The sequence below is a fragment of the Stenotrophomonas sp. JC08 genome (genome assembly GCF_052180205.1).
Classification (GTDB): Bacteria; Pseudomonadota; Gammaproteobacteria; order Xanthomonadales; family Xanthomonadaceae; genus Stenotrophomonas.
In genome coordinates this window covers 993,854-1,019,633 of record NZ_CP197473.1, presented here as the reverse complement: position 1 = coordinate 1,019,633, position 25,780 = coordinate 993,854, and the positions used below count along the sequence as shown (strand labels likewise).

The 25,780-nt window shown below is 65.4% G+C and carries 21 protein-coding genes; 13 read left to right on the top strand and 8 right to left on the bottom strand.

Annotated features, from left to right (window positions below):
* Positions 1-14: 14 nt before the first annotated feature.
* From ACSBPQ_RS04610 to mdtD, 3 genes are all read left to right on the top strand, one after another.
* Positions 15-266, top strand: coding sequence for a WGR domain-containing protein (locus ACSBPQ_RS04610; protein ID WP_442683880.1), 252 nt, complete (start codon positions 15-17; stop codon positions 264-266).
* A gap of 67 nt (positions 267-333) precedes the next feature.
* Positions 334-1,407, top strand: a complete 1,074-nt coding sequence (gene hemE, locus ACSBPQ_RS04605) for a uroporphyrinogen decarboxylase (protein ID WP_442683879.1) — start codon at positions 334-336, stop codon at positions 1,405-1,407.
* A gap of 359 nt (positions 1,408-1,766) precedes the next feature.
* Positions 1,767-3,182, top strand: a complete 1,416-nt coding sequence (gene mdtD / locus ACSBPQ_RS04600) for a multidrug transporter subunit MdtD (RefSeq protein ID WP_442683878.1) — start codon at positions 1,767-1,769, stop codon at positions 3,180-3,182.
* 18 nt (positions 3,183-3,200) lie between these two features.
* On the opposite strand, the gene ACSBPQ_RS04595 is transcribed toward mdtD, so the two are convergent.
* The gene (locus ACSBPQ_RS04595; RefSeq protein ID WP_442683877.1) at positions 3,201-6,794 is read right to left on the bottom strand and encodes an ATP-binding protein; all 3,594 of its coding nucleotides are present in this window, start codon (positions 6,792-6,794) and stop codon (positions 3,201-3,203) included.
* A 363-nt stretch (positions 6,795-7,157) separates the two neighbouring features.
* Between ACSBPQ_RS04595 and ACSBPQ_RS04590 the strand changes: the two genes are divergently transcribed.
* From ACSBPQ_RS04590 to ACSBPQ_RS04580, 3 genes are read left to right on the top strand one after another with little or no spacing between them, the layout of a single operon-like run.
* Positions 7,158-7,859, top strand: coding sequence for a YceI family protein (locus tag ACSBPQ_RS04590; protein ID WP_442684509.1), 702 nt, complete (start codon positions 7,158-7,160; stop codon positions 7,857-7,859).
* Positions 7,856-8,434 (top strand): cytochrome b, encoded by a 579-nt coding sequence (locus ACSBPQ_RS04585; RefSeq protein ID WP_442683876.1) that lies wholly within the window; start codon positions 7,856-7,858, stop codon positions 8,432-8,434. The genes ACSBPQ_RS04590 and ACSBPQ_RS04585 overlap by 4 nt, the downstream gene beginning before the upstream one ends.
* The gene (locus ACSBPQ_RS04580) at positions 8,431-8,997 is read left to right on the top strand and encodes a YceI family protein (protein ID WP_442683875.1); all 567 of its coding nucleotides are present in this window, start codon (positions 8,431-8,433) and stop codon (positions 8,995-8,997) included. Before ACSBPQ_RS04585 ends, ACSBPQ_RS04580 begins: the two co-directional genes overlap by 4 nt.
* Positions 8,998-9,033: 36 nt before the next feature.
* On the opposite strand, the gene ACSBPQ_RS04575 is transcribed toward ACSBPQ_RS04580, so the two are convergent.
* Positions 9,034-9,864: a DUF3025 domain-containing protein gene (locus tag ACSBPQ_RS04575; protein WP_442683874.1), complete on the bottom strand. Its 831-nt coding sequence runs from the start codon at positions 9,862-9,864 to the stop codon at positions 9,034-9,036.
* Positions 9,861-11,222 carry a 30S ribosomal protein S12 methylthiotransferase RimO gene (rimO, locus tag ACSBPQ_RS04570; protein WP_442683873.1) on the bottom strand — a complete coding sequence of 454 codons (1,362 nt, stop codon included), beginning with the start codon at positions 11,220-11,222 and terminating at the stop codon, positions 9,861-9,863. Before rimO ends, ACSBPQ_RS04575 begins: the two co-directional genes overlap by 4 nt.
* Before the next feature lie 200 nt (positions 11,223-11,422).
* On the opposite strand from rimO, the gene ACSBPQ_RS04565 reads away from it, so the two are divergent.
* From ACSBPQ_RS04565 to ACSBPQ_RS04555, 3 genes are read left to right on the top strand one after another with little or no spacing between them, the layout of a single operon-like run.
* Positions 11,423-12,088: a dienelactone hydrolase family protein gene (locus tag ACSBPQ_RS04565; protein ID WP_442683872.1), complete on the top strand. Its 666-nt coding sequence runs from the start codon at positions 11,423-11,425 to the stop codon at positions 12,086-12,088.
* A complete protein-coding gene (locus ACSBPQ_RS04560; protein WP_442683871.1) occupies positions 12,085-12,507 on the top strand; it encodes an HIT family protein in 423 nt (140 codons plus the stop codon). Before ACSBPQ_RS04565 ends, ACSBPQ_RS04560 begins: the two co-directional genes overlap by 4 nt.
* 31 nt (positions 12,508-12,538) lie before the next feature.
* Positions 12,539-12,706, top strand: a complete 168-nt coding sequence (locus ACSBPQ_RS04555) for a LiaI-LiaF-like domain-containing protein (protein WP_442683870.1) — start codon at positions 12,539-12,541, stop codon at positions 12,704-12,706.
* Positions 12,707-12,773: 67 nt separating this feature from the next.
* On the opposite strand, the gene dcd is transcribed toward ACSBPQ_RS04555, so the two are convergent.
* Both dcd and apbC read right to left on the bottom strand, forming a co-directional pair.
* Entirely contained in the window at positions 12,774-13,346 is a 573-nt protein-coding gene (gene dcd / locus ACSBPQ_RS04550; RefSeq protein ID WP_442683869.1) for a dCTP deaminase, read from the bottom strand.
* A gap of 144 nt (positions 13,347-13,490) precedes the next feature.
* Positions 13,491-14,351 (bottom strand): iron-sulfur cluster carrier protein ApbC, encoded by an 861-nt coding sequence (apbC, locus tag ACSBPQ_RS04545; RefSeq protein ID WP_442683868.1) that lies wholly within the window; start codon positions 14,349-14,351, stop codon positions 13,491-13,493.
* A gap of 169 nt (positions 14,352-14,520) precedes the next feature.
* On the opposite strand from apbC, the gene ACSBPQ_RS04540 reads away from it, so the two are divergent.
* Together ACSBPQ_RS04540 and ACSBPQ_RS04535 are read left to right on the top strand one after the other, a co-directional pair.
* Positions 14,521-16,551: an alpha/beta hydrolase family protein gene (locus ACSBPQ_RS04540; RefSeq protein ID WP_442683867.1), complete on the top strand. Its 2,031-nt coding sequence runs from the start codon at positions 14,521-14,523 to the stop codon at positions 16,549-16,551.
* A 155-nt stretch (positions 16,552-16,706) separates the two neighbouring features.
* Positions 16,707-19,583 carry a TonB-dependent receptor plug domain-containing protein gene (locus ACSBPQ_RS04535; RefSeq protein ID WP_442683866.1) on the top strand — a complete coding sequence of 959 codons (2,877 nt, stop codon included), beginning with the start codon at positions 16,707-16,709 and terminating at the stop codon, positions 19,581-19,583.
* A 464-nt stretch (positions 19,584-20,047) separates the two neighbouring features.
* Here ACSBPQ_RS04535 and ACSBPQ_RS04530 read toward each other — a convergent pair whose 3' ends face one another.
* The 3 genes from ACSBPQ_RS04530 to ACSBPQ_RS04520 all read right to left on the bottom strand — a co-directional run bounded on the left by ACSBPQ_RS04530 (position 20,048) and on the right by ACSBPQ_RS04520 (position 22,639).
* Complete coding sequence (locus ACSBPQ_RS04530; RefSeq protein WP_442683865.1) at positions 20,048-20,752, bottom strand: sel1 repeat family protein; 705 nt, start codon at positions 20,750-20,752, stop codon at positions 20,048-20,050.
* A 136-nt stretch (positions 20,753-20,888) separates the two neighbouring features.
* Positions 20,889-22,490, bottom strand: a complete 1,602-nt coding sequence (locus ACSBPQ_RS04525; RefSeq protein ID WP_442683864.1) for a phytoene desaturase family protein — start codon at positions 22,488-22,490, stop codon at positions 20,889-20,891.
* Positions 22,487-22,639: a hypothetical protein gene (locus ACSBPQ_RS04520; protein WP_442683863.1), complete on the bottom strand. Its 153-nt coding sequence runs from the start codon at positions 22,637-22,639 to the stop codon at positions 22,487-22,489. The genes ACSBPQ_RS04525 and ACSBPQ_RS04520 overlap by 4 nt, the downstream gene beginning before the upstream one ends.
* 49 nt (positions 22,640-22,688) lie before the next feature.
* Here ACSBPQ_RS04520 and ACSBPQ_RS04515 point away from each other — a divergent pair, with 49 nt between their 5' ends.
* The gene (locus ACSBPQ_RS04515; RefSeq protein WP_442683862.1) at positions 22,689-23,114 is read left to right on the top strand and encodes a hypothetical protein; all 426 of its coding nucleotides are present in this window, start codon (positions 22,689-22,691) and stop codon (positions 23,112-23,114) included.
* Between the two features lie 454 nt (positions 23,115-23,568).
* Complete coding sequence (locus ACSBPQ_RS04510; RefSeq protein WP_442684508.1) at positions 23,569-25,662, top strand: M13 family metallopeptidase; 2,094 nt, start codon at positions 23,569-23,571, stop codon at positions 25,660-25,662.
* Positions 25,663-25,780 lie beyond the last annotated feature (118 nt).

Below are 25,780 nucleotides of genomic sequence, written 5' to 3'. Positions count from 1 at the left end.
CTACAATCTGCCCCATGCGCGTCCTTCTGCAACAGCCGCCCAGCGGCAACGAAGCTCCCCGTTATGTCCAGCTGTCGCTGGTCGCCGACCTGCTCGGCGGCTGGGAGCTGCTGCGCGAAAGCGGCCAGACCGGTGGCCGGGTGCAACTGCGCCGGGAGCTGTTCCTGCAACAGGACGATGCGCTGCAGGCCTTCGAGAAGGCCCGCGACATGCAGATCAAACGGGGCTTCCAGGTGATGTTCACCAGCGGCCTGCCGCACCCCTGATCCTGATCCCGCCCCCGCCGTGGCCGCCGCTGGCGCGCCCGTGCCTACTTTCTACCCAGGAGTTCATGTGACCAGCCCACTTCGCAACGACCGCTTCCTGCGCGCCCTGCGCCGCGAGCCCGTGGACTGCACGCCCGTGTGGCTGATGCGCCAGGCCGGCCGCTATCTGCCGGAATACCGTGCCACCCGTGCCCGTGCCGGTAGCTTCCTGGCCATGGCCAAGAATCCGGAGATCGCCTGCGAGGTCACCCTGCAGCCGCTGGAGCGTTTCGATCTGGATGCGGCGATCCTGTTCTCCGACATCCTCACCATCCCCGACGCGATGGGCCTTGAGCTGTATTTCGTCGATGGCGAAGGCCCCAAGTTCCGCCACCCGGTGCGCAGCGTGGCCGATATCGCCAAGCTGGCGGTGCCGGACATGGAAACCGAGCTGCGCTACGTGATGGACGCGGTGCGGGTGATCCGCCGCCAGCTGGACGGCAAGGTGCCGCTGATCGGCTTCTCCGGCAGCCCGTGGACGCTGGCCTGCTACATGGTCGAGGGCGGTGGCAGCAAGGACTACGCACGCATCAAGGCGCTGGCACTGAACGAGCCCAAGGCGCTGCACCAGCTGCTGGGCGTAGTCACCGATGCGGTGATCGCCTATCTGTCGGCGCAGCGTGCGGCCGGTGCGCAGGCGCTGCAGGTGTTCGACACCTGGGGCGGCGTGCTGAGCCCGGCGATGTACCGCGAATTCTCGCTGCCCTACCTGACCCGTATCGCCCGGGAACTGGAGCGCGGCCAGGGCGCCGAGCGCACCCCGCTGATCCTGTTTGGCAAGGGCAACGGCACGCACCTGGAAGCACTGGCCGACAGCGGCTGCGAGGGCGTCGGCGTGGACTGGACCACCGAGCTGGGCGAAGCCGCACGCCGCACCGGCGGCAAGGTCGCGCTGCAGGGCAACCTCGATCCGACCACGCTGTACGGCACACCCGAGGCGATCCGTCGCGAGGTCGGCGTGGTGCTGGACAGCTACCGCGACGGCAATGGCGGCTCGCGCGAAGGCCATATCTTCAATCTCGGCCACGGCATGTCGCCGGACATGAACCCCGAGCACGTCGCCGTGCTGGTGGACGCCGTCCACAACCACAGCCGCCGCTGAAGCCGCTTGCCGGACAATGGCCCATCCATTGTCCGGCAGCCCCCCGCGGCCGTTCAGCCGGCCACGGACGACCCACACCGATCCGCATACAACCGCCGCCGGCGCCTGCCCCGGCGTTGTTCCACGGCGAGGAAGTCCCGCCGCACCCTGTTGTCCACCAGGACCGGCCACTGCAACGGTGGCCGCCAGCAGCACCGTGGACCACGGGCCATCAGTACCGGACTTGCGCTCCCATCCCGCTTGCCGTGCAGGCGATCCGCCCGTCCGATCACACCGGTTCGACAGCGGCCAGCGCTCTACGCAGTTTCTGCACCTGCCGGCGCTGACAATGGCCGCCCCGCCCGGATACCGAGGATGTGATGCCGACAGCCGACGCCAGCGCCGCCCGCTCCAGCCACAAGCCGCTGCTGTGGCTGGTGTCGCTGGGCATCTTCATGCAGATGCTGGATTCGACCATCGTCAACACCGCCTTGCCGGCAATGGCGCGCAGCCTCGGCGAGAGCCCGCTGCAGATGCAGTCGGTGGTGTTCAGCTATGCGCTGGCGGTGGCCAGTTTCATTCCGGCCTCGGGCTGGATCGCCGACCGCTTCGGCACCCGCCGCACCTTCCTGGCCGCGATCGTGCTGTTCACCCTCGGCTCGCTGGCCTGTGCGCTGTCGCCCACGCTGGGCTGGCTGGTCGCCTCACGCGTGCTGCAGGGCGTCGGCGGGGCGATGCTGCTGCCGGTGGGACGGCTGGCGGTGATGCGCACGGTCCCGCGTGAGCAGTTTCTGGCGGCGATGAGCTTCATCGCCATCCCCGCGCTGATGGGGCCGCTGCTGGGGCCGACCCTGGGCGGCTGGCTGGTGGAAGTGGCTTCGTGGCACTGGATCTTCCTGATCAACCTGCCGATCGGCGTGATCGGTTTCATCGCCGCGCTGCGGATCATGCCCAACCACTATGGCCACCGGAAACTGCGCTTCGACCTGGCCGGCTACCTGATGCTGGCCTTCGGCATGATCGCGCTGTCGCTGGCGCTGGATGGCACCTCCACGTTCGGCTCGGCACCGGCGCTGGTGATCGTGCTGGCGGTGATCGGCCTGGTCGCACTGGCCGGTTACTGGCTGCATGCCGCCGGCCGGGCCAACGCGCTGTTCCCGCTGACCCTGTTCAAGGTCGGCAGCTTCCGTATCGGCATCCTCGGCAACCTGTTCTCGCGCATGGGCAGTGGCGCGATGCCGCTGCTGATCCCGCTGCTGCTGCAGGTCGGGCTGGGGATGAGCCCGATGAATGCCGGGATGATGATGATTCCCGTGGCGCTGTCGGCGATGGCCGCCAAACGCGCAGCGGTGAAGCTGGTGGAACGCTACGGCTACCGCCACGTGCTGATGGTCAACACCGTCTGCGTGGGGCTGGCGATGGCCAGCTTCGTCATCGTCCAGCCGGGCCAGCCGCTGTGGCAGCAGATCCTGCAGCTGGCGGTGTTCGGCACCTTCAACTCGATCCAGTTCACGGTGATGAACACGGTGACGCTGCGCGATCTGGACAGCACCCAGGCCAGCAGCGGCAACAGCCTGCTGTCGATGGTGATGATGCTGGCCACCGGCTTCGGCGCCGCTGCCGCCGGCAGTCTGCTGGCCGCATTCGGCAGCCATCTGGGCGGCCATGACGCGATGCGGGCACTGCACGCCACCTTTGTCTGCGTCGGCATCATCACCCTCAGCTCGACCCTGGTGTTCTGGCAACTGCCCGAAAACCGCCCGCACCCGCGCACGGTCGAGGAAGTGGTCGAATAACGGACGCAATGCCGCGGCTCAGTGGCCGGTGTCGCGGTGCCGGGCCTCCAGTACCGTGGCAATCACATCCAGCAGCATCCGCGCCGTAACCGGCTTGCGCAGGAACGCATCGAAGCCGGCCGCGCGGGTCTGTGGTTCGGCTTCGGCGTCCGAGCGCGCGGTCACCGCCACCAGCGGCAGGGTCTGGCCCTGGGCCCGCAGCTGCTGGGCCAGGCCGAGCCCGTCGATGCCGGGCAGGTCCAGATCCAGCAGTGCCACATCAAAGGCGCGGCTGCTCACCTCCGACAGCGCCGCCAAGCCGTGCGGCACATGCACGACCTGGTGGCCGTGGCCCATCAGCAGGCCGCTGATGACCTGGGCGATGGTGGCATCGTCCTCCACCAGCAGGATGCACAGCGGTGGCAGCGCGCGATCCTGGCCGGGGCTGGCTTGAATGCTGGTGCTGGTGCTGGTGCTGGTGCTGGTGCTGGTGATTGGGCCACCGGCGACCGTCCGCCACTCCAGCGGCAGCGACACACTGAAGCAGGCGCCGCGCCCCGGGCTGCTGACCACCTCGATGCTGCCCCCCATCGCCGTGACCAGCTCGTTGCAGATCGCCAGACCCAGCCCGCTGCCACCGAAACGCGCGGTCGTGCGTGCCCCTTCGGCCTGTTCGAAACGGCGGAACAGGCGCTGGCGCTGCTCGGCATTGATGCCCGGGCCGGTGTCGCGGACGTGGAAGTGCACCCCGCGGCCTCCCGGCTCCAGCGTCACCTGCAACGTCACCGAGCCGCCGCGGGTGAACTTGATCGCATTGTTGAGCAGGTTCAGCAGGATCTGCTGCAGACGCATCGCATCGCCATCCAGCCAGGTGCCCACCGGCACCTGCGCGTCGGACACGAATTCCAGCCCGCCCCGCAGCGCCAGCGGCTCCATCAGCCCGCGCACATCGGCCAGCAGCTGGTGCAGGTCGATGGGCTGCTGCTGCAGCTCCAGCTTGCCGGCCTCGATACGGGCCAGGTCCAGCGCGTCGTTGACCAGCCGCAGCAGGTGCTCGCCCGCGCGCCGGATCGAATCGGCATAACCGCGCTGCTCCTCGTCCAGTTTGGTGGACTGCAGCAGCTCGCTCATCCCCATCACCCCGGTCATCGGCGTGCGCACCTCATGCCCGAGCGTGGCCAGGAAGCGGGTCTTGGCATCAGAGGCCTGTTCGGCCAGTTCCTGCTTGTGCCGGGCCAGTTGCCACACGTTAATACGGCGCAGCCGGCGCCGGTACAGCCAGCCGGCAAACACCAGCAGCGCGACCCCGAGCACGATCAGCGAGGTCATGCCGGCGGCACTGCGCCACCACGGCGGCTGCACGTGGAAAGCCAGCGTCTGCATTTTCGACCAGACGTTGTCGGAGGTCTTGGCCTGCACCTCGAGGCGGTAATGACCCGGCGGCAGGCGCGAGAACAGACGCTCGCCGGTGGCGCCGACTTCCACCCAGTCCGGGTCGTAGCCGCCAAGCCGGAAGCGGTAGCTGTTGGTCGCCGAGTCGGCAAAGGACAGCAGCCGCGCGACGATATGCAGGTCGCGGTCACCATCCTCGATTTCCAACGGCTGCTTCCCGGTCAGGTCGTGCGCCCGCTCGTCACGGCGCACGCTCACCCGCTCGATCACCAGCGGCGGCTGGCGGCCGGAGGGTTTCAGCAGCGACGGTTCGTACAGCACCACGCCCTCGGGGGTGCCCCCGGCAATCTGTCCGGTGGTGGCCTGCACCAGCGCACGCCGACGGAATTCCTGTCCCGGCAGCCCGTCATGCACGCCATACAGGCGGATCGAACGGCTGGCCGGGTCGATCCGGATCAAACCGCGCGCACTGCTGGCCCACGCCACACCGTCGCTGTCCACCACCAGTCCACCCGGTGCCAATGCCGGAAATTCGTGTTCGGCGCCAATGCTGTCCAGCAACGCCAGCCGCTGCCCGTCCCACAGGTACTGGTCCATGTGCCCGAGCCCAGCCACCCAGACCACGCCGGTATCGGTGACCCGGAACGTGTAGATCCTGTCCAGGGTGCTGCCCGGCAGGCGTTCAAATCCGGCCAGCTCCGGCACCCACGCCATCAGCCCGCTCTCGGTCGCCAGCCACAGTTGATCCTGCGGCCCGCAGCGCATGTCCGAGACCACAGACAACGGCAGGCCGGACGTTCCCAGCGGCAGGTAGCGCAGCACGCGCCCGTCCAGATCGCGCTGCTGCATCCCGCCGTTTTCGGAATAGACCCACAGCGTGCCGCCATCGCAGACCTGCACCACGTCGCCATCACCCGGCAGCGCCGCATCGACACCGCTGCCGCGATCCCAGCGACGCGTCGCCCCGCTGGCCGGGTCGTAGCGGATCAGCGCATCAAGGCTGCCGATCCATACCCTGCCGAACCGGTCCTCGACTATCGACTGCGGCCAGTTGTTGCCATCGATGCTGGCCAGGTGGTGTTCGACCTTGCCAGTCAACGGGTCCAGCCGGTCCAGCGCGCCGCGCGTACCGGTGATCCAGATGCCGCCGGAGGCCGAGGGCGCCAGTGCCAGCGCATAGGGATTGCGCAGCGAGGCCGGGTCATCCAGCAGGCGCGAGAACACCGAAAACTGGCGCCAGTTCGGCGACAGGTGCCACAGGCCCGCATTGGTGCTGGCAAACCAGAGCCCGCCCTCGCGGTCCTCATGGGCACTGCTCCAGTTCGGCTTGACCAGCCCCCGTTCCTGCGCGCTGTACAACGGCACATTCTGCACGTCGCCCAGCCGCATCCGGCCAAGGCCCGAGCGGGTGTCCAGCCAGTAATTGCCATCGTCCGAATACTGCAGCACGTTCAGCACATCGCCCGCGGCCATGCCGCGCCACTCGGCACGCCGGAAGTGGCCATTGGCCTCCCGCACCGCCACCCCTTCGTTGGTGGCTATCCACAGACGGTCCTGCTCGTCGACCTTGAGGCCGTTGATCCGCGGCGAGGGCAACACTCCGGCCGCCATCCGCTCGAAACCGGTTCCATCCCAGCGCGCCAGGCCATCCTTGGTCCCCACCCACAGGCTGCCGTCAGCCGTCACCGCCAGATAGCCCACCGCCGCCGAGGGCAGGCTGCGGGTATCGCCCGGCACCGGCATGAAACGGGTGAGGGTTCCGTCCGCCGCCAGCCGGTGCAGGCCGGCCGTACTGGTGCCGAACCAGAGGCTGCCATCGGGTGTGGAGGTGATGCTCCAGACCGTATTGCTGCCGATCTGCGGGTAGTGCTCGCGGTCGTAGAAGGTGAACCGGTCACGTTCGGCCGGCAGCATCGCCAGGCCGGCGTTCTGCGTCCCCACCCACAACCGGTTGCGGGCATCCACGTGCAGGCTCCACACCAGGTTGTCGCGCAAGCCATCGTTGGCCCGCCAGATGCGGTAGTTGCGGCCGTCAAAGCGGGCCAGGCCATCGCGACTGGCCAGCCACAGGTAACCGAAGCCATCCTCGGCAAAGGCATTGATATTGCTCGACGGCAGCCCGTCGGCCACCGTGATCTGCCGGGGCTGCGGCGTCGCCGGCACCTCCGCCTGTACGGGCATCGCCGGTATCGCCAGCAAGGCCAGCAGGCCTGCAAGCCATGGCAGCAGCCGCGGGATCATGACGGCACCGCTCCGGCAACAGCAGTGGAGCCGCTGCGGCTTCGGCAATGCATCCACCGCCGGCCAGGCGCCGCTTCGACAACCGAATCCGGCCGACATCCCCGCCATGACATCAGCATTGCAGCCCCTGTTTTCCCCAAAGATGCGTCATCGCCACCTGTTGCTCCCCGGATACCACCCGATTGCACCGCGCCCCGGCCCTGCGGCGCGCGCCGCTGTTCCAGCAGCGCACTCTATACGTCCCGTTTGAGCGGAACAAAGCCGCAACGCCGCGCCGCACTCCCCTCCCACCTGCAACTGCGGTAACAATCCATTACCTGACAGCGACACAATCCCTGACAGTGCTACGCCTAGAATCCTGATATCCCGAACCGGAGCCGAACCGACGTGCCACGACTCCTCCTGCTGCTGGCCTGCGGCCTGCTGCCCCTGCTCGCCCATGCTGCCCCCGCACGTTACCGGCTGGACCCGGTACACACCCGGGTGCTGTTCTCCATCGAACATGCCGGCTTCTCGCAGGCATTGGGTACGGTTTCCGGCAGCGAGGGCGTGCTCGAATTCGATCCTGACGACTGGTCCAGCGCCCGGCTCGAGGTGAGCGTTCCCGTCACCCGGCTGGACCTGGGCGACGACAAGTGGAACCAGGCCACGCTGGCGCGCAACCTGCTCGATGGCGAGCGCTTCCCGCAGGCGCGTTTCGTTTCCTCCCGCATCGAGCCACTCGATGCCACCCATGCCCGCATCCACGGCCTGCTGACGCTGCGCGGCGTCACCCGCGATGCGGTACTGGAAGTCACCTTCAACCAGCTCAAGCGCCACCCGCTACCGCCGTTCCGCCGTACCGCCGGCTTTTCCGCCACCACGGTACTCAGCCGTGCCGATTTCGGCATCGATGCGTGGAAACCGGTGATCGGCGACCGCGTGGAACTGCGCATCGAAGCCGAGGCGGTGCGTGATGGCAACGCCGAGGCACCGGCCCCCGATATTCCTCCCACCCCCTCCAACGACCCACTGCAAGACGCGGCCGATGCCGCCCTCGACAACGAAATGGACACGCACCCATGACCCTGAAAAACACCATCGACCGCTGGGGCGGCATCAGCAAGACCCTGCACTGGCTGATCGCCCTGTTGATCCTGGCCCTGGGCATCGTCGGCCTGGTCATGGGCGAGTTCCCGAAAACCCCGAAATACTTCTGGATCTACACGATGCACAAGTCCATCGGCATCAGCGTGCTGGTGCTGGTGGTGCTGCGGCTGGCATGGCGCCTGTATGCCGGGGCACCCGCACCGGTACCGGCCACACCTGGCTGGCAGGCGCGCGCCGCCTCGCTCACGCACTGGCTGCTGTACGGGCTGATGTTCGCCATGCCGCTGTCCGGCTGGCTGTACGACTCGGCCAGCGGCCTGCGTCCGTTCAAACTGTTCGGACTGTGGGAAATGCCCAAGCTGGTGGCCCCCAGCGAATCACTGCGGGAAATTTTCCACGATGCCCACGAATGGGGCTTCTGGGCGCTGATCCTGCTGGTGGTCGCCCATGCCGGCGCCGCGTTCTACCACCATCTGCAGCTGCGCGATGCCACGCTGGTACGCATGCTGCCGCAAGGCTGGCTCGACTCCCCACAGAAGGATGGCGCATGACATTCAAGTTCCCCTCCCCGCTGGCCACCGCCGCCGCCCTGGCCGGCCTGCTCGCGGCCACACCGGCGCTGGCGGCCGACTACACCCAGGCGGCCGGTTCGACGCTGGTGTTCGCCACCAAGTATGACGGTGAAATTTTCACCGGCCGCTTCCCCGGCTTCCAGACCCGGCTCAGCTTTGACCCGGCCGATCCGGCGGCGGGCAAGCTCGAGGTCGACATTCCCTTGGCCGGTGTCAGCAGTGGCAACAGCGACCGCGACGCCACCCTGCAAAGTGCCGACTTCTTCAACGTCGCCCGTTTTGCCAGGGCGCACTACCGCGCCACCGGCTTCCGTGCACTGGGTGAGAACCGCTACGCGGCCGATGGCACGCTGGAGCTGCGTGGTATCAGCAAACCGGTGACGCTCACCTTCACTTGGACACCGGGTGCGCAGCCGGTGTTGACCGGCAAGGCCACCGTCCGCCGTCTGGACTTCGGCGTGGGCGGGGGTGACTGGAGCGACGTCAACACCATCCCGGACGAAACGGCGATCAGCACGGTGGTCCGGTTCAACGCTGACTGATGTCCCTGTGGTGCCGGGCACTCTCCGGCACCACGACTACCTTCCTTGCAGCGGCGGGTACTGCCGCCCCGCACGCAGTGGCCGGAAGTAATCGGCCTGCGCATAGAAGTCCGCACTCTGCTCCGCGTGCCAGCCGGGAATGCCCGCCAACGGCAGCGGCCGCAGCTCCGCCGCAGCGGCCAGCATGTCCCCTGCGGCAATCGCCCCGGCCACCTGCGCCACACAGGCGGCGGTGTCATCGCCCGCCACCACCACGCACTTGCCCACCAGCAGGCGCCCGGGCACCAGCATCTGCTCCATCAGCGCATGGCCGATCACCGCGGCGATGGCGATATCGCCCTCGTGCCAGTGCTGTGGCTCGAACAGCCCCCTCCAGTCATGCCGGTCCCACAGTTCAAGCAGGGCCGCATTGCGCATACGCACGATGACCCCGGTTTCATCGAACTGGGTCAGCGCCTGCTGGGCGCGGTTACGGGTATTCGGCCCCATCCGTGCGATATGCCGGCACTGCTGCCCGTTGAGCGCACGCTTGATGGCCGGATGGCGCACCCACACCATCGCGTTGAACAGGTCATGCCAGTTCTGCTCGCGGGTGGCGATACACCCCTGCGCGATCCGGGTTTCGTAATGCAGGCCATCGGCCAGCAGGGCCGCATCCTGCGCAATGAAGCGCGGCCCATGCCGCGGCATCGCCTGGTTGAGGACATCGATGGCCGGCCATTCCGGCGCCGTCATCCACTCACGGTACGCAGTGAAGTCCGCGAACAGCGGATGCGCGAAGCATCCGGGCGCCACCTCCCCGCGCGGCGGGGCGATGAAGCGGCGCCGGACACTGCCGGCGCCGGGTCCGGATGCCGTCCCGGTCACAGCACCTTGAGATCGAACGCCTTGGCCGCCGGTTTGATCAGGGCGTCACCGAACAGGTCGTGCTCGTCGCTGTCGGTGATCTCCACGTCGACGAAATCCCCCACGCGCAGCCCGGCTTCGGCGGCGTTCTGGATATGCACCAGGCCGTCGATTTCCGGCGCATCGGCCTTGGAGCGGGCCACAGCGATATCGTCCTCGATCACATCGACCAGGCACTGCTGCACGCTGCCGATCTTGGCTTCGAGTTTGGCTGCGGAAATGGCCGCCTGCTTTTCCATGAAACGGGCCAGACGCTCCTGCTTCACCGCTTCCGGCACCGGGTCAGGCAGGTCGTTGGCGGTGGCGCCCTCCACCGGCGAGTAGGCGAACGCGCCGACGCGGTCGAGCTGGGCGGTATCGAGGAACTCGAGCAGCTGCTCGAACTCGGCCTCGGTCTCGCCGGGGAAGCCGACGATGAAGGTCGAACGCACGGTGATGTCCGGCGCGATCTCGCGCCAGCGCAGCACCCGCTCCAGGGTCTTGTCGACCGCACCCGGGCGCTTCATCAGCTTGAGGATGCGCGGGCTGGCATGCTGGAACGGGATGTCCAGGTACGGCAGGATTTTCCCTTCGGCCATCAGCGGCACCACGTCATCGACGTGCGGATACGGGTAGACGTAATGCAGCCGCGTCCACGCATCCAGCTCGCTCAGTCCTTCGCACAGCGCCTTCATGCGCGTGGCGTATTCCTTGCCGCGCCAGGTGCCCGGCGCGTACTTGCGGTCCACGCCGTAGGCCGAGGTGTCCTGCGACACCACCAGCAGCTCACGCACGCCACCCTTGACCAGCCGCTCGGCCTCGCGCAGCACTTCATCCACCGGGCGCGACACCAGATCGCCGCGCATCGAGGGAATGATGCAGAAGCTGCAGCGGTGGTTGCAGCCTTCGGAAATCTTCAGATAGGCGTAATGACGCGGGGTCAGCTTGATGCCGTAATCCGGCACCAGGTCGATGAAGGGATCGTGCTTGGGCGGCAGCGCGGCATGCACCGCGTCCATCACGCTGGTGTAGTCCTGCGGGCCGGATACCGACAGCACGTCCGGGTAATGCTCGCGGATCATGTCGCCCTTCTTGCCCAGGCAGCCGGTGACGATGACCTTGCCGTTCTCGTTCATCGCCTCGCCGATGGCATCCAGCGATTCGGCCACGGCCGAGTCGATGAAGCCGCAGGTGTTGACCACCACCACATCGGCCGAATCGTAGGACGGCACGATGTCATAGCCTTCCACCCGCAGCTGGGTGAGGATGCGCTCGGAATCGACGAGGGCTTTCGGGCAGCCAAGGCTGACGAAGCCGACTTTGGGGTTCAGCTGGGACATGTTCACAGAATTCTGGGGGCCGGAGCCGGACGACCGCAGGGCCGGAAAGGCCGCGATTATACCGGTCACCCGCGGCCACACCCTGCAACTGGCTTAATACGCCCGTTCAGGGGGATGATCCAAAGCCGTCGTGTCCGTCCTCCCGCCTTCCCCGCCGGAAGCCGGGCGGAATGTCCGCAATTTCACCAACGGAGTTCTCCATGTCGCAATGGATCCCCCTCACCACCACTGCCGGCCCGGTCCGCGCCTGGCAGGCGCTGCCCGAAGGCACCCCGCGTGCCGGACTGGTCGTCATCCAGGAAATCTTCGGCGCCAATGCCCACATCCGCCTGGTGGCCGAACAGTACGCCGCCGAGGGCTACGCGGTGCTGGCACCGTCCTTCTTCGACCTGGTCGCTTCCGAGGCGGAACGGGAACTGGATTACGACGCAACGGGGGTAACCCGTGGCAAGGCGCTGGTGGACGCGCTGGGGTTGGAGCGCGCCGTCGCGGTGGTCGCGGCCGCGGCCGCGCAGCTGGCCCGGTACGGCAAGGTCGGCAGCGTGGGCTACTGCTGGGGCGGCAGCGTCGCCCTGCTGGCCGCGCAGCAACTGGGCCTGCCCTCGGCCAGCTACTACGGCGCGCGCAACGTGCCACTCCTCGATGCACCGTTCAAGGCCCCGGCCATCTTCCATTTCGGCGACCAGGACAGCTCCATCCCCCCGGCCGCCGTTGCGGCGCATCGTGAAAAGCAACCGACAATGCCGGTATACGTGTACCCCGCCGGCCACGCCTTCAACCGCGAGGTCGGCAACCATTACCACGCCCCCAGTGCCGCACTGGCGCGCGAACGCACCCTGGCCTTCTTCAGCGAGAACCTGCGATGACCGAAGCTGTGACGTCCGATTTCGACCTCGACTCCCGCCTTGCCGCCGACAGCGTGCTCATCGCCGACGGACCGCTGTCGCAGATCCGGCTGATGAACGACGAGCGCTTTCCGTGGATCGTGCTGGTTCCGCGCGTTCCCGGTGCCAGCGAGTGGATCGACCTGGACGGCGGCCAGCAACGCCTGCTGCTGGCCGAGATCAACCAGATATCGCAGCTGCTCAAGCACACCCCCGGCGTGTCCAAGCTCAACATCGGCGCGCTGGGCAACATCGTGCCGCACCTGCACCTGCACCTGGTCGGCCGCCATGACGGCGACCCGGCCTGGCCGGGCCCGGTATGGGGCAGCGGCCCGGCGCGGCGCTTCGATGCCGATACGCTCGGCACGCATGTCGAACAGTGGCGCCAGCGGCTACGATAAGCCCCCTGTCCACTACGGAAACCGCCACCCGATGCGCTCCAACCTGATCGCCGCCCTGATCCTGATCATCGTCGGCCTGTTCCTTCTCGCCAGCAATCTGGGCTGGACCGATGCCAGCCTTGGCCGTCTGATCGCCACCTGGTGGCCGGTGATCCTGGTCGCCGTCGGCGTCGGCATGCTGTTCGGGCGCGGCAAGTAGGCACACGCCCCGCCCAACGAAAATGGCGCGGAATCCCGCGCCATTTTCTGTCCACCCACTGCCACCCTCAGGTGCGCGGCAAGGTCACCCCGGTCTGGCCCTGGTACTTGCCACCGCGATCCTTGTACGAGGTCTCGCAGATGTCGTCCTGGTCGGCCTGGAAAAACAGCATCTGCGCCACGCCTTCATTGGCATAGATGCGTGCCGGCAGCGGCGTGGTGTTGGAGAACTCCAGCGTCACATGGCCTTCCCACTCCGGCTCCAGCGGGGTGACGTTGACGATGATGCCGCAGCGCGCGTAGGTGCTCTTGCCCAGGCACACCACCAGCGTGTCGCGCGGGATGCGGAAAAACTCCACCGTACGCGCCAGCGCGAACGAATTCGGCGGGATGATGCACTCGTCGGCCTCGATGTCGACAAAGCTCTTCGGGTCGAAGTGCTTGGGGTCGACGATGGTCGAATTGATGTTGGTGAACACCTTGAACTCGCGCGAGCAGCGCACGTCATAGCCGTAGCTGGAGGTGCCATAGCTGACGATGCGCTGGCCATCGACCTGCTTGACCTGGCCTGCTTCGTACGGCGCGATCATGCCGTGCTGCTCGGACATTCGGCGGATCCAGCGGTCGCTCTTGATGCTCATTCAATGGTCCTGATGCGGGCGCCACAACGTGTCAGTGGCCGGGGCGGCGATTCTAGCGCAGCACATGCGGCCAGGTCGCCGCAGTGGATCGGGCCGCTTCACTGCGGAAGGAGGCCCGGTCTGCGTGCTTGAACGCTGCTGTGGTCAGATCAGCGAGGAAACAATCGGAATCCCGGCGCGCGGGCGCTTGCCCAACTCTTCCACCATCCGCCGCGCCGCCGCCAGATACGCCTGCGCCGCAGCCGATTCCGGTGCCGCCTCGACCACCGGCGTGCCCACATCGCCCTGCTCGCGGATACGGATATCCAGCGGCAGCGAGCCCAGCAGCGGCACCCCGTACTGCTCGGCGATACGCTGGCCGCCGCCTTCACCGAACAGGTGCTCGGCATGGCCGCAGTTGCTGCAGGTGTGCACCGCCATGTTCTCGACGATGCCCAGCACCGGCACTTCGACCTTCTCGAACATCTTCAAGGCCTTGCGCGCATCCAGCGTGGCGATCTCCTGCGGCGTGGTGACGATCACCGCTCCGGCCACCGGGATTTTCTGTGCCAGCGTCAGCTGGATGTCACCGGTACCCGGCGGCAGGTCGATCAGCAGGTAGTCCAGGTCACCCCAGCGGGTGTCGTTGAACAGCTGGGTCAGCGCCGAAGTCGCCATCGGCCCGCGCCAGATCATCGGCGAATCCTGCTCGACCAGGAAACCGATCGACATCGCCTCCACCCCGAACGCCCGCATCGGCTCGATGCTCTTGTTGTCGGGGCTTTCCGGGCGACCGCTCAGGCCCAGCATCGCCGGCACGCTCGGCCCGTAGATATCCGCATCCAGCACCCCGACCCGCGCGCCCAGCGCCTTCAGCGCCAGCGCCAGATTCACCGACGTGGTGGACTTGCCCACCCCGCCCTTGCCCGAGCCGATCGCAATCACGTTGCGGATGCGCGGATGGGGAGAAAGGCCTTTCTGGACCCGATGGGTCACCGGCCGCGCCAAAGCATCATTCACTGACATGGGGATATCTGCAGTCCTGGAAAACAGGCAAATGGTGCCACATCGGCACGCAGTATCCGTTTTCCGCCATATCCGGCAAAATCCAATGCCGGTACATCATCCATTCATCTTTATCGATTTGCACCTGACCATGCATGTGTTTTCTCACCACTCAAGGACGTGATGCCAAATGAAAGCCCTTAGCCTCGCAAAAGTCGCACTTGCAATTGCCACAACGGCTGCAGTCGCCACCCTCCACGCCGCCCCCACACCGCTGGCGACTGAGAATTTCGCCAAGATCCCAGCCATCCAGTCGATGAGCATGAGTTCCGACGGCAAACGTCTGGTTGCCATCGTGGCCTCACCGGGCAGTGACTACAAAGAAACGGCGCTGGCGAACTGGGACGTGGACAACCTTGCCGCCGGCCCCACCGCGATCACCCCGTCGGGCGACCGGATGAAGTTCATTGCCGCCAACGCATTGAAAGCAGGGAAAACCCTGGTCATCGGCCGCCAGGAGTTCACCGGCGCCCTGGCCGGCTGCGGAGAGGGCAACTCGACCGGCTCCACCAAGACCTTCCTGATGAAGGCCTACCTGACCGATCCCGCCCAGACCAAGTTCAGCGAAGCGTTCGCCGACAACACCCGGAAAATTGGCATCAGCGAACAGACGCAGCGTTGCCTCGAGTTGACCGGCACCGCGTCCCTGGTTCATTCGCTGCCGCTGGATCCGGACAGGGTCATCATCGCGCAGATCAACCAGTCAACCCTTTCCTCGAACTACTACCGGTACAACCTGAAGACCGGGCAGACCGAACTGTTGTTCCGGGGTGGTGCACGCAGCTCTCCCGGCCTGTTCCATCCACGCGATGGCGAACTGCTCACGCGCGACCTGCTGGAGCCGACCGGCCCCAACGAGTACGAGCAGCAGACCCTGATCAAGGGCCCGGACGGGCAGTTCGTCAAGCATGACCCGCTCACGGTCAAGCTCAGCACCCGCGTCAGCATGAATATCGCCGGTATCGACGATGCCACCGGCAAGCTCTATGTACTCACTGACAAGTTCTCCGATCAGGTCGAGGCACGCCTCTATGATCCGGCGACGCAGCAGTTCGACAAAGAGCCACTTGCCGCTCACCCGCAATATCCGATCGGGGGGCTTGTTCTTGGCACCCGCTCCAGCAACTTCAACCAGGTGCTGGGGTTCTCGGTAGTGGGTCCCCGCCCGGAGGTGGTCTACATCGACCCGCAGATGAAGGCCCTCCATGACAGCCTGAAGCTGGCATACCCGGAACAGCACGTATCCATCACCGGCTATAACGATGATCTTTCGCGCGTTCTGTTCACAACAGACAGCGCCAGCCAGCCCACCGCGTTCTATATGCTGATGGATCGCAAAAGCGTGACCCCGCTTGGCAGCGAGCGCCCCTGGATCGACAGCAAGCAGGTCGGCGAGCAGCGCTGGGTAACCTATACCGCGCGCGATGGCCGGAGCATTCCGGCGATCCTGGACCTGCCCGCCGGCTGGAAGCAGGGCGATGCGGCACTGCCTGCACTGGTACATCCCCACGGCGGCCCCTGGGCGCGCGACTATACCGGCTGGGATCGCTCGGGCTGGGTCCCGTTCTTCACCTCGCGCGGCTACGCCGTCATCCGTCCCCAGTATCGCGGCTCCATGGGCTTTGGACGCGACCACTGGATCGCCGGTGACAAGCAGTGGGGCCTGACCATGCAGGACGACAACGATGATGCCGCCGCATGGCTTGTATCCCAGGGCATCGCCGCAAAGGATCGACTTGCGATCTTCGGCTACTCCTACGGCGGCTTTGCTGCCGCGGCGGCCTCCGTACGCAGCCCGTCACCGTTCCAGTGCGCCATTGCCGGCGCCCCGGTGACCGACCTTGCCCGGATCGGCATGTCATGGAGCGAAAACCGCATCCAGCGCATCCTGCAGGGACAGACCGTCACCGGCATGGATCCAATGCGCAATACCGACAAGGCAACGCTTCCGATCCTGCTCTATGTGGGTGACCGTGACGTACGCACCCCGGCGTCGCATGCCCGCAACTTCTACAACGCGGTCAAAGGCAAGGTGCCCGCCAAGTTCGAGCTGATCGCAGACATGCCCCACAGCATGCCGTGGTATCCCAGCCACTACCAGGCGACGCTGCCGTTGATGGAAAGCTTCCTCCGCGACGAATGTGGTCCCGGCGGCATCTGAGTCGATTCCCCGTGGCTGGCCACCGCAAAGGCGGGGCCAGCCTGAACACCCACCAACCAGAAGGTTGTTCCAATTGAAAATTATTCATATTGCATTTATTTTCCACGCTCCCTAGACTCTATTAACCGAAACATAACAAGTAGGGATTCACCAAGATGCGCAAAGCCAACGGGCACACTTCACCAATCCGACTGCCATTGACCTTGGCGGTCCTTGCCTGCCTACAGGCAGCACCCGTCCTGGCTCAGGAAGCCGCCGGGAACCAGGCCGAAAAAGCAAGCGAAACGAAGGCCAACTCCAGCACCACCGATCTTGACAAGATCACCGTCACCGGATCGCTGATCCGTCGTGCTGATTACGAGACCACTTCGCCGGTCTTCACCATTGAAACCGAGACCAACACGGCCCAGGGCCAGGTCAACGTCGGTGAGTTCCTGCAGAAATCGGCCATCGGTGCTGCCGAAACCCAGATCACCCACCAGTTCGGCGGCTTTGTGGTCGATGGCGGTACCGGCGTGCAGACCTTCTCACTGCGCGGCCTGGGCGCCAACCGCACGCTGGTCCTGCTGGACGGCCAGCGTCCGGGCCCGGCGGGTACCCGTGGTGCCGTCGGCGCGTTCGACCTGAACGTCATCCCGACCGCCGTACTGCAGCGCGCTGAAATCGTGAAGGACGGCTCGTCCTCCATCTACGGCTCCGACGCCGTGGCCGGTGTGGTCAACTTGATCACCAAGAAGAATTTCGATCGTCCGGAACTGAGCGTCACCTCGCGCATTCCGCAGCACGGCGGTGGCGAAGTGTTCTCAGCCTCGCTCGCCAATGGCTGGAGCTTTGACAAGGGCAGCGTGGTTGCCGCTGTGGAGTGGTATCGCCACAACGAGCTGACCCGTGGCGACCGTGACTTCCTCAAGTGCTCGGAAGACCTGGTCAAGGACGCAGACGGCAACCGCATCGATCGCGTCGACAATTCGATCAACGCCGGCACGCCGCTGGCCAACTGCAACAACCTGCTGGTCAACGTCATCGATGACTACTTCCTTGGCACCCGTTATGTGCCTTCGCAGGATGGCAGCACCATCGGGCCGTTCCCGGGCTATGTCCCGCGCAAGAACACCACCTATGCCAACAGTGCACAGGCCTCCTACCAGGAGCCGCTGAACTTCGCGCGCTTTGGTGAAGCCCACATCATCAACCGCCAGGAACGCAAGTCCGCCTATCTGGCCACCGATTTCGGCTTTGACTCCTTCAACTGGAAGACCCAGTTCCTGTACAACAACCGCACCACCGAGAATTTCGGCTGGCGCCAATTCTTCCCGGTTGTCGAAGGTCCGGCCGGCGGCGCTGTTGACTACGGCATGCCCGTGCTGCCGTTCAAGTCCATGACCGAAGTGGAAGTGGATTACTTCTATTTCGCCAACAAGCTCGATGGCCTGTTCAAGAGCTCCGACAGCTGGGGTTGGGAAGTCAACGCCAACTACAGCCGTTCCAGTGGCACGTACAACAATCTCGGCATCAACAATTCGATCACCGGCGACCTGACCCGTCCGGGCGCTGGTGACACGCCGGCTGCCAACTACTTCGATCCGGGCTATCTGGATGGCTCCAAGGTCGACGAGCTGGTCAGCATCCTGGGCATCTGGGACAAGGGCAAGACCACCTACGACCAGTCGTCGATCAATGCCATCTTCAGCGGCGAGCTGTTCGAGCTGCCTGCAGGTGCCGTTGGCATGGCTGCCGGCCTGGAATACCGCTACTACAAGATCGACGACCAGCCGGGCGAAGCCTCGCGCAACAAGAATCTGTGGGGCTCCTCCAGCGCCAACGTGACCAAGGGTGACGACAAGGTCAAGGAAGCGTTTGTGGAATTGGAAGTTCCGCTGCTCAAGGGCATTCCGGGCATCGAATCCCTGTCCGCCAACGCCTCCGGCCGTATTTTCGAATACGACTCGGTGGACGGTTCGGACAACGTCTGGAAGCTGGGCCTGAACTGGCAGATCATCCCGTCCCTGCGCGCACGCGGCACCATCGGCACCTCCTACCGCGCACCGGGCCTGTACGAGCTGTACCTGGGCAACCAGAGCGGCTTCCTGGCCCAGACCGCGATCGATCCGTGCATCCGCTGGGGTGAAAGCAGCAATGACCAGCTGCGTGCCAACTGCGCCGCCGCCGGCATCCCGGAAACCTATACCGCCGCAGGCAACAGCAGCGCTACCGTCTACACCAGTGGTGGCGCCGGTCAGCTGAAGCCGGAAACCTCCAAGGCCAAGAGCGCCGGTATCGTGTTCACGCCGTCGTTTGCCAACCTCAGCATCGCCATCGACTACTTCGATTACGAAGTGAACGATCAGATCGCCTCGCTGGGTGCCGGTGACATCGTCGGCGGTTGCTATGGTGCCGCCAACTATCCGAACAACTTCTGCGATCTGATGGTCCGTAATCCGGCCACCGGTGGTGAAGCCCACAAGATCACCGAGGTCTACGCGCAGTACGTCAACATCAACAAGCAGCGTACCCGTGGCTGGGACCTCACCGCGAACTGGGAGCACGAGTTCAGCTTTGGCAAGTTTGCATGGGACACCCAGGTCACCTACACCCTGGAAGACGTTTCCCAGCTGTTTGACAGCGCTGAAGCCAGCGGCCTGAGCGACTCGGATGTGCTTGGCTACGTCGGTCGTCCGGAGCTGGTCGCCAACATGGGCATGAGCCTGAAGCGTGGCGACTGGACCTACAACTGGTTGACGATGTACATCGGTGAAACCTCCAACACCGATATCGTCGAGAAGTTCACCTACCAGGGCCGTCCGGACTCCTACCGCGACATCACTGCCGATGCCCGCTTCTACCACACGGCCTCGCTGAGCTATAACCAGCCTGACTGGCAGATCCTGGTGGGTATTTCCAACGTGTTCGACGCCAAGCCGCCGTCAATGTCCACCGGCACGGCCACCCGTTACGGCAACGTCCCGGCGTTCGCTACCCAGTACGACTACTACGGCCGCACCCCGTTCGTGCGTCTGAAGTACAAGTTCTGATAGAAAACGCTTGAGTTGAAACAGGAGAAGAGGCAACGCAAGTTGCCTCTTCTTTTTTTATGGGGCACAGAATTGCTGGAAAAGGCCTCATCCTCACCGCAAGTGTCGAGGCACGGGCACCGGTGAGCCTTTACCTCCTCTCCTGGCAGGCGTAATGGTCAACCGAGGAGTTGTACGACAGCACACGGCTACCACTCCACCGTCGGCACTTGACCGTGGCAGCGGCCCATAAAAGCGACTGAGTGGAATGTTCGTCCGCGGGGAAATCGCACCGGGCCGCACACCAATACGGTGTCGTGGCGCGTACGCTGGCGACCCTGGCCCGATCCAGCCAGCACCAGACAGCCTGCACAGAGCCGGGGCGCGCGGAAATCCGGCGTCAGATATAGCGGCCCGTGGGCGATATGCATCCGACAGGATGCATACCAACCCACTCGGCCAAGCAGTATGAAAGCGTCAGGAAATCAGGGGTTATCCGTCGCCGACGGAATGGCCATGGCGGGAGTTCCCACTTCAACCTTTCCTCGCCGGATCTTCATCCAGGTATCGTCTTGCCACTGCTGGTAGAGCTTTGGATCCCAATATTTCTTGTCGTACATGCGGTCGGCCTTGATGGTCCGGCTCATGCCGCCTTCGGAATAGACGATATCGACGTTGTTGGACATCGATCCTGTCCGGCTTCCCGTCATTGCCCGCAGCCCCCTGACAAGCACCGCGGCGATACGCGGCTTGGCGACAGCATCACCATATTCCGCTGCCAGCTGCCGGGATTTCGCACGGGCTGCTTCATGCAGCTCCAGCGGTAGCGCCGCCCAGTACTGGTCACGCAATTCCACGAACAGCGGATAGCCACGCTCGGCAGCCACATCCATCCAGGCGAAAGCCATCACCCGATCGGCGGGCCGCTCCACCCCGAACCAGTACATTTCCCCCAGATAGCCTTGCGCCGGCTTGTCGGCATAACGGGCCGCCAGACGGAAGTTCTCCATCGCCTGATCGACTTTTCCGCGGTGAAGCGCATCTACACCCCACTGCCGGTACATCATGTCCGGATGGCTATCCAGGAAGCCCGCATTGACCATCGTTTCGCTGCTTTCAGGCGGTGTGTCGGCGGCCATTGCAGGCATGAAAAACGGGAGTAACAGCAGGGGGGTCAGGCGCAGTCGCATAGCTTGTCTTCCTTGGGCGAGCTGGCAGCCTAGAGGCAGGTGGCCGGGAAGTAAATGCAACTCCTCACCGACCAATCCCACCAGCTTTCACATCGCCCTATCAGTGCATGCCTTCGGCCGGGACTCGCCTGCCGGCCTACCGTTCTGACAACACGACACGCGCCGCGTTATGCCCCGGTGCACCGGTCACGCCGCCGCCGGGATGGGTGCCGGAGAAACACAGGTACAACCCGGGGATCGCGCCGCGGTAGTCGGCCTGCCCCAGCATCGGGCGGGCGCTGAACAGCTGGTTGAGGCTCAGCGCACCGTGGAAGATGTCGCCGCCGATCAGGCCGAAGGTGCGCTCCAGGTCCAGCGGGCTCAGGATCTGCCGGCCCAGCACGGACGCGGCAAAACCCGGTGCGTACGTGTCGACGGTGGCGATCATCAGGTCGGCCACTTCTTCGCGGTGGTCGTCCCAGCTGCGGCCTCCGGATAGTTGCGGGGCGACGTGCTGGCAGAACAGGCTGGCAACATGTTGCCCCGGTGACGCCAGCGAGTCGTCCAGGGTGCTGGGAATCAGCAGTTCGACCACCGGCTCGCGTGACCAGCCGTGCTGGCGTGCATCCACATATGCGCGATCCATGTAGTCCAGGCTGGGCGCGAGGATGATGCCGGCGGTGAGGTGGTCGCCATGGCCCGGCAGCACACTGAAATCCGGGAGCCGTGACAGCGCCACGTTCATGCGGAACGTGCCCGAGCCGCAACGCCAGTTGCGCATGCGTTCGCGTGTGGCCTCCGGCACGACGGCCGGCTCCAGCAACTGCTCATACAACAACTTGGGATTGACGTTGGCGACGATGGCCTTGCCGCGCAGTACTTCGCCGTTGCCGGTAACGACACCCACCGCCCTGCCCTGTTCGACCAGCACCTTCGCCACGCCCACCCCGGTGCGGATCTCCACACCTGCCTCCTGCGCCGCACGCGCCATCGCCCGGGTGATCGCACCCATGCCGCCGATCGCATGCCCCCACGCGCCCTTGACGCCATTGCTCTGACCGAACACGTGGTGCAGCAGCACGTAAGCGGTGCCGGGTGCATACGGGCTGGCATAGTTGCCGACGATGCCATCGAAGCCGAACAGCGCCTTGATCGGCGCGCTCTCGAACCAGCGGTCCAGATACTCCGCCGCCGAGACCGTGAACAGATCCAGCAGCTCCTGCTTCAGCGCCGCATCCAGTGATTGCAGCTGCAGGCCCAGCCTGCCGGCCTTCCACAGCTGCGGCAGCGCCTGCAGCCAGCCGCCATCGGTGACATTCGGAGGCGCCTGCAAGGCCAGCGCGCGCAGCACATCGGCGAACAGCTCCAGCCGCCGTTCGTACTCGGGCAGGCGCTCGGCATCGCGCGGCGAGAATTTCGCCACTTCGGCCTGTGTGCGCCCACCGCCGGCCAGCAGGTACTGCCCGTCCGGCAAGGGCAGGAAGTTGTTGATCCGCCGCGGCACCACACGCAGGCCATGCCGCTCCAGCTCCAGATCGGCGATGACCTTGGGCTGCAGCAGCGACACCGTATAAGAGGCCACCGAGTTGCGGAAACCCGGGTAGAACTCCTCGGTCACCGCCGCGCCACCGACCACGTCCCGACGCTCCAATACCAGCACGCGCTTGCCACCCTTGCCCAGGTAGGCCGCGCACACCAAGCCGTTGTGGCCGCCGCCGATGACGATCGCGTCCCAGGTACTGCTGGATATCTTGGTCATGGCTGCTGTATAGCACTGCCGCCGGCCACGTTCCCGCTGGCCATGCCAGCCTCCCACACCGAAGTGAGCAAGATGCCGTGCACGGTGGAGAACAACGCCGGCGAAGCCTTCGGCCAGATGTAGGTCATCGACATTGTCCAGTACTTCACGGACGTTCCTGGGTACTGGCCTCCTCCCACCGAGTGCTACCCTTGCCGCATGAGCATGAACAACAGGGTTAAGCCCACGCCCCGGACTCTTCCCGAGCTTGCCGAGGGTGATCCGCGGCGCTACCGGATGAACATGGACTGGGTGTGGTCGACGGAAAACAACCGGGGGCTCACCAAACAGGCGACGGTGCTGGCCACGGTGTCGACTTCCGCGATGGAGCAGCTCAAAGACCGCTTCGACGCGTGGACCGGGTACCTGCATGGTCCTGATGATGAGGACAGGTTTGTACACGGCGGCTGGTTCTGTCAGCGAGTGCAGGTGGACGCGGGTCAGATGGTGCTGCTGTTCGGGTCCGGGGGTCAGGACGTGGCAGAGTCCCTCGACTACGGAATCCAGTGGTTCTCAGGAGCCGTCCTCGGCGCCATCCCGGACACAACCGTGGTCTGGCAGGAACTTCCGCTCACCTCAGAATGAGGCGCGGCACGCATCTGGACGTTGTGCGTCGGAAGGGGGTTGCGTTCCCGCCGCACCGGGGGACACATACCCAGGACGGCCTCCATCATCTGCACCGCATCACGCGTGGCGGGAACGTCGTGCATGCGGGCAGTCCGCACGCCCCGATTGATGCAGGCCACCGAGTTTCGGAAGCCCGGGTGGAAAGTCTCGGTCATCGCCGCGCCGCCCTTGCCCATATAGGCCACGCACACCAGGCCGTTGTGGCCGCCGCCGATGACGATCGAGCCCCGGATACGGCTGGATATCCTGGTCATGGCTGCTGCCGCCGGCCCCGCTGCAGCAGGTCCGACCTGCCTGCGGCCATGACCTTCTACACCCTTTCCTCATCGGTTTCAGGCGTATCTTCCTGCGTTGGCCCCGGCTCCCGCGGCCTCACCTGTGCTTCGAATTCGGCCTGGAGGCCAATCCCGTGATCGTTCGCAAACCCCAGATCCTGCTGCTGTCCCTGGCCGTGTCGGCCGCGCTGATCGGCTGCAAGAAAGAAGAAACCCCGGCCGCGGCGGCCACCGCCGCTGCGCCCGCCGCCACCGAGCTGAAGCTGGACGAATCCAAGCTGCCGGCCTACAACGCCTTCACCGCCGCGGACCTGGACCCGAGCAAGGACGCCTGCACCGATTTCGGCGGCTACGTGAATGACAAGTGGCTCAGTGCCAACGAGATTCCGGCCGACCGCACCAGCTGGGGTGCCTTCACCATCCTCGACGAGCGCTCGGTCGCCGTGCAGCACCAGCTGGCCGAGCAGGCCGCGGCGATGACCAACGCCACCGGCGTGGAAAAGATCGTCGGTGACTTCTGGGCCTCGGGCATGGACGAAGCCAAGATCAACGCGCTGGGCATCACCCCGCTGAAGGCCGACCTGGACGCCATCGATGCACTGGCCGACAAGGACGCCATCGCCAGCTACCTGCGCAGCAGCGCGGCCAAGGGCGAGAACATGCTGTTCGGCTTCGGCCCGGAAGCGGACTTCAAGAATTCGTCGATGAACATGGCCTACGCCATGCAGGGTGGCCTGGGCCTGCCGGACAAGACCTATTACACCGACGCCGCCAAGGCCGACAAGCTCAAGGCCTACCAGGCGCACGTGGCCAAGGTGCTGGAGCTGTCCGGCGTGCCGGCGACCGACGCCGCCAAGCAGGCCGGGGACGTGGTGAAGTTCGAAACCCGTCTGGCCAAGGCTTCCAAGTCCAGTGTCGAGCTGTCGCGCGACGTGTCGCTGTACTACAACCCGGTGAGCGTGGCCGATGCCGACACGCTGACCCCGAACTTCAGCTGGAGCGAGTTCTTCAAGGCCCAGGGCATCGCCGCCCCGGCCACGTTCTCGCTGGCCATGCCGGCCTTCCACGAGGAAGTGAGCAAGATGCTGGGCGATACCGACCCGGCCGTGTGGCGCGCCTACCTGCGCTTCCACACCGTGGACGGCGCCTCGCCGTACCTGAGCAATGATTTCGTGCAGGAGAACTACGCGTTCTACGGCAAGGAGCTCAACGGCCAGAAGGAAATCAAGCCGCGCTGGAAGCAGGTGCTGGGCACGGTGGAGAACAACGCCGGTGAAGCCTTCGGCCAGATGTACGTCAAGGTCGCCTTCTCGCCCGAAGCCAAGGCCAAGATGGAAGTGCTGGTGAAGAACCTGGCCGACGCGCTGAAAGAGCGCATCCAGGGCCTGGCGTGGATGAGCGATGAGACCAAGGCCAAGGCCATCGCCAAGTGGGAGACCTTTACCCCGAAGATCGGCTACCCGGACAAGTGGCGTGACTGGTCGGGCCTGAGCACCAGCCACGACGACTACCTGGGCAACGTGCGCGCCGCCAACGCCTTCAACTACCAGTGGGCGCTGGGCAAGATCGGCCAGCCGGTGGACAAGACCGAGTGGGGCATGACCCCGCAGATGGTCAACGCCTACTACAACCCGCTGCAGAACGAGATCGTGTTCCCGGCCGCCATCCTGCAGCCGCCATTCTTCGATCCGAACGCCGACGACGCCCTGAACTACGGCGGCATCGGTGCGGTGATCGGCCATGAGATGACCCACGGTTACGACGACCAGGGCAGCCGCTTCGGGCCGACCGGCAACTTCGAGAACTGGTGGACCCCGGCCGATGCCAAGGGCTTCACCGGCCTGACCGACAAGCTGGTCAACCAGTTCAACGACTACAAGGTGGGCGACCAGCACGTGGACGGCTCGCTGACGCTGGGCGAGAACATCGCCGATCTGGGCGGTCTGGCCACCGCCTACGACGCGCTGCAGAAGGCCACCGCCGGCCAGGAAGATCCGAAGGTGGAAGGCCTGAGCCGTGACCAGCGCTTCTTCGCCAACTGGGCTACGGTGTGGCGCACCAAGTACACCGCGGAGAACGCCAAGGTCCGCCTGGCCACCGACCCGCACGCCCCGGCGCAGTTCCGCGCGATGGGCGCACCGGCCAACCTGCCGACCTTCGCCGCCGCGTTCCAGTGCAAGGCCGGCTCGCCGATGGTCCGCACCGGCGACAAGCAGGTGGTGATCTGGTAATCGCCGCGCTGCGCTGAAACACCCTCGAAGGCCCGGCATTGCCGGACCTTCTTGTTTCCCGCCTTCCGGTCCCTGTGCGGGAGCGGGAAACGGCGTGAAAGCGAACAGGTGCAGGTCG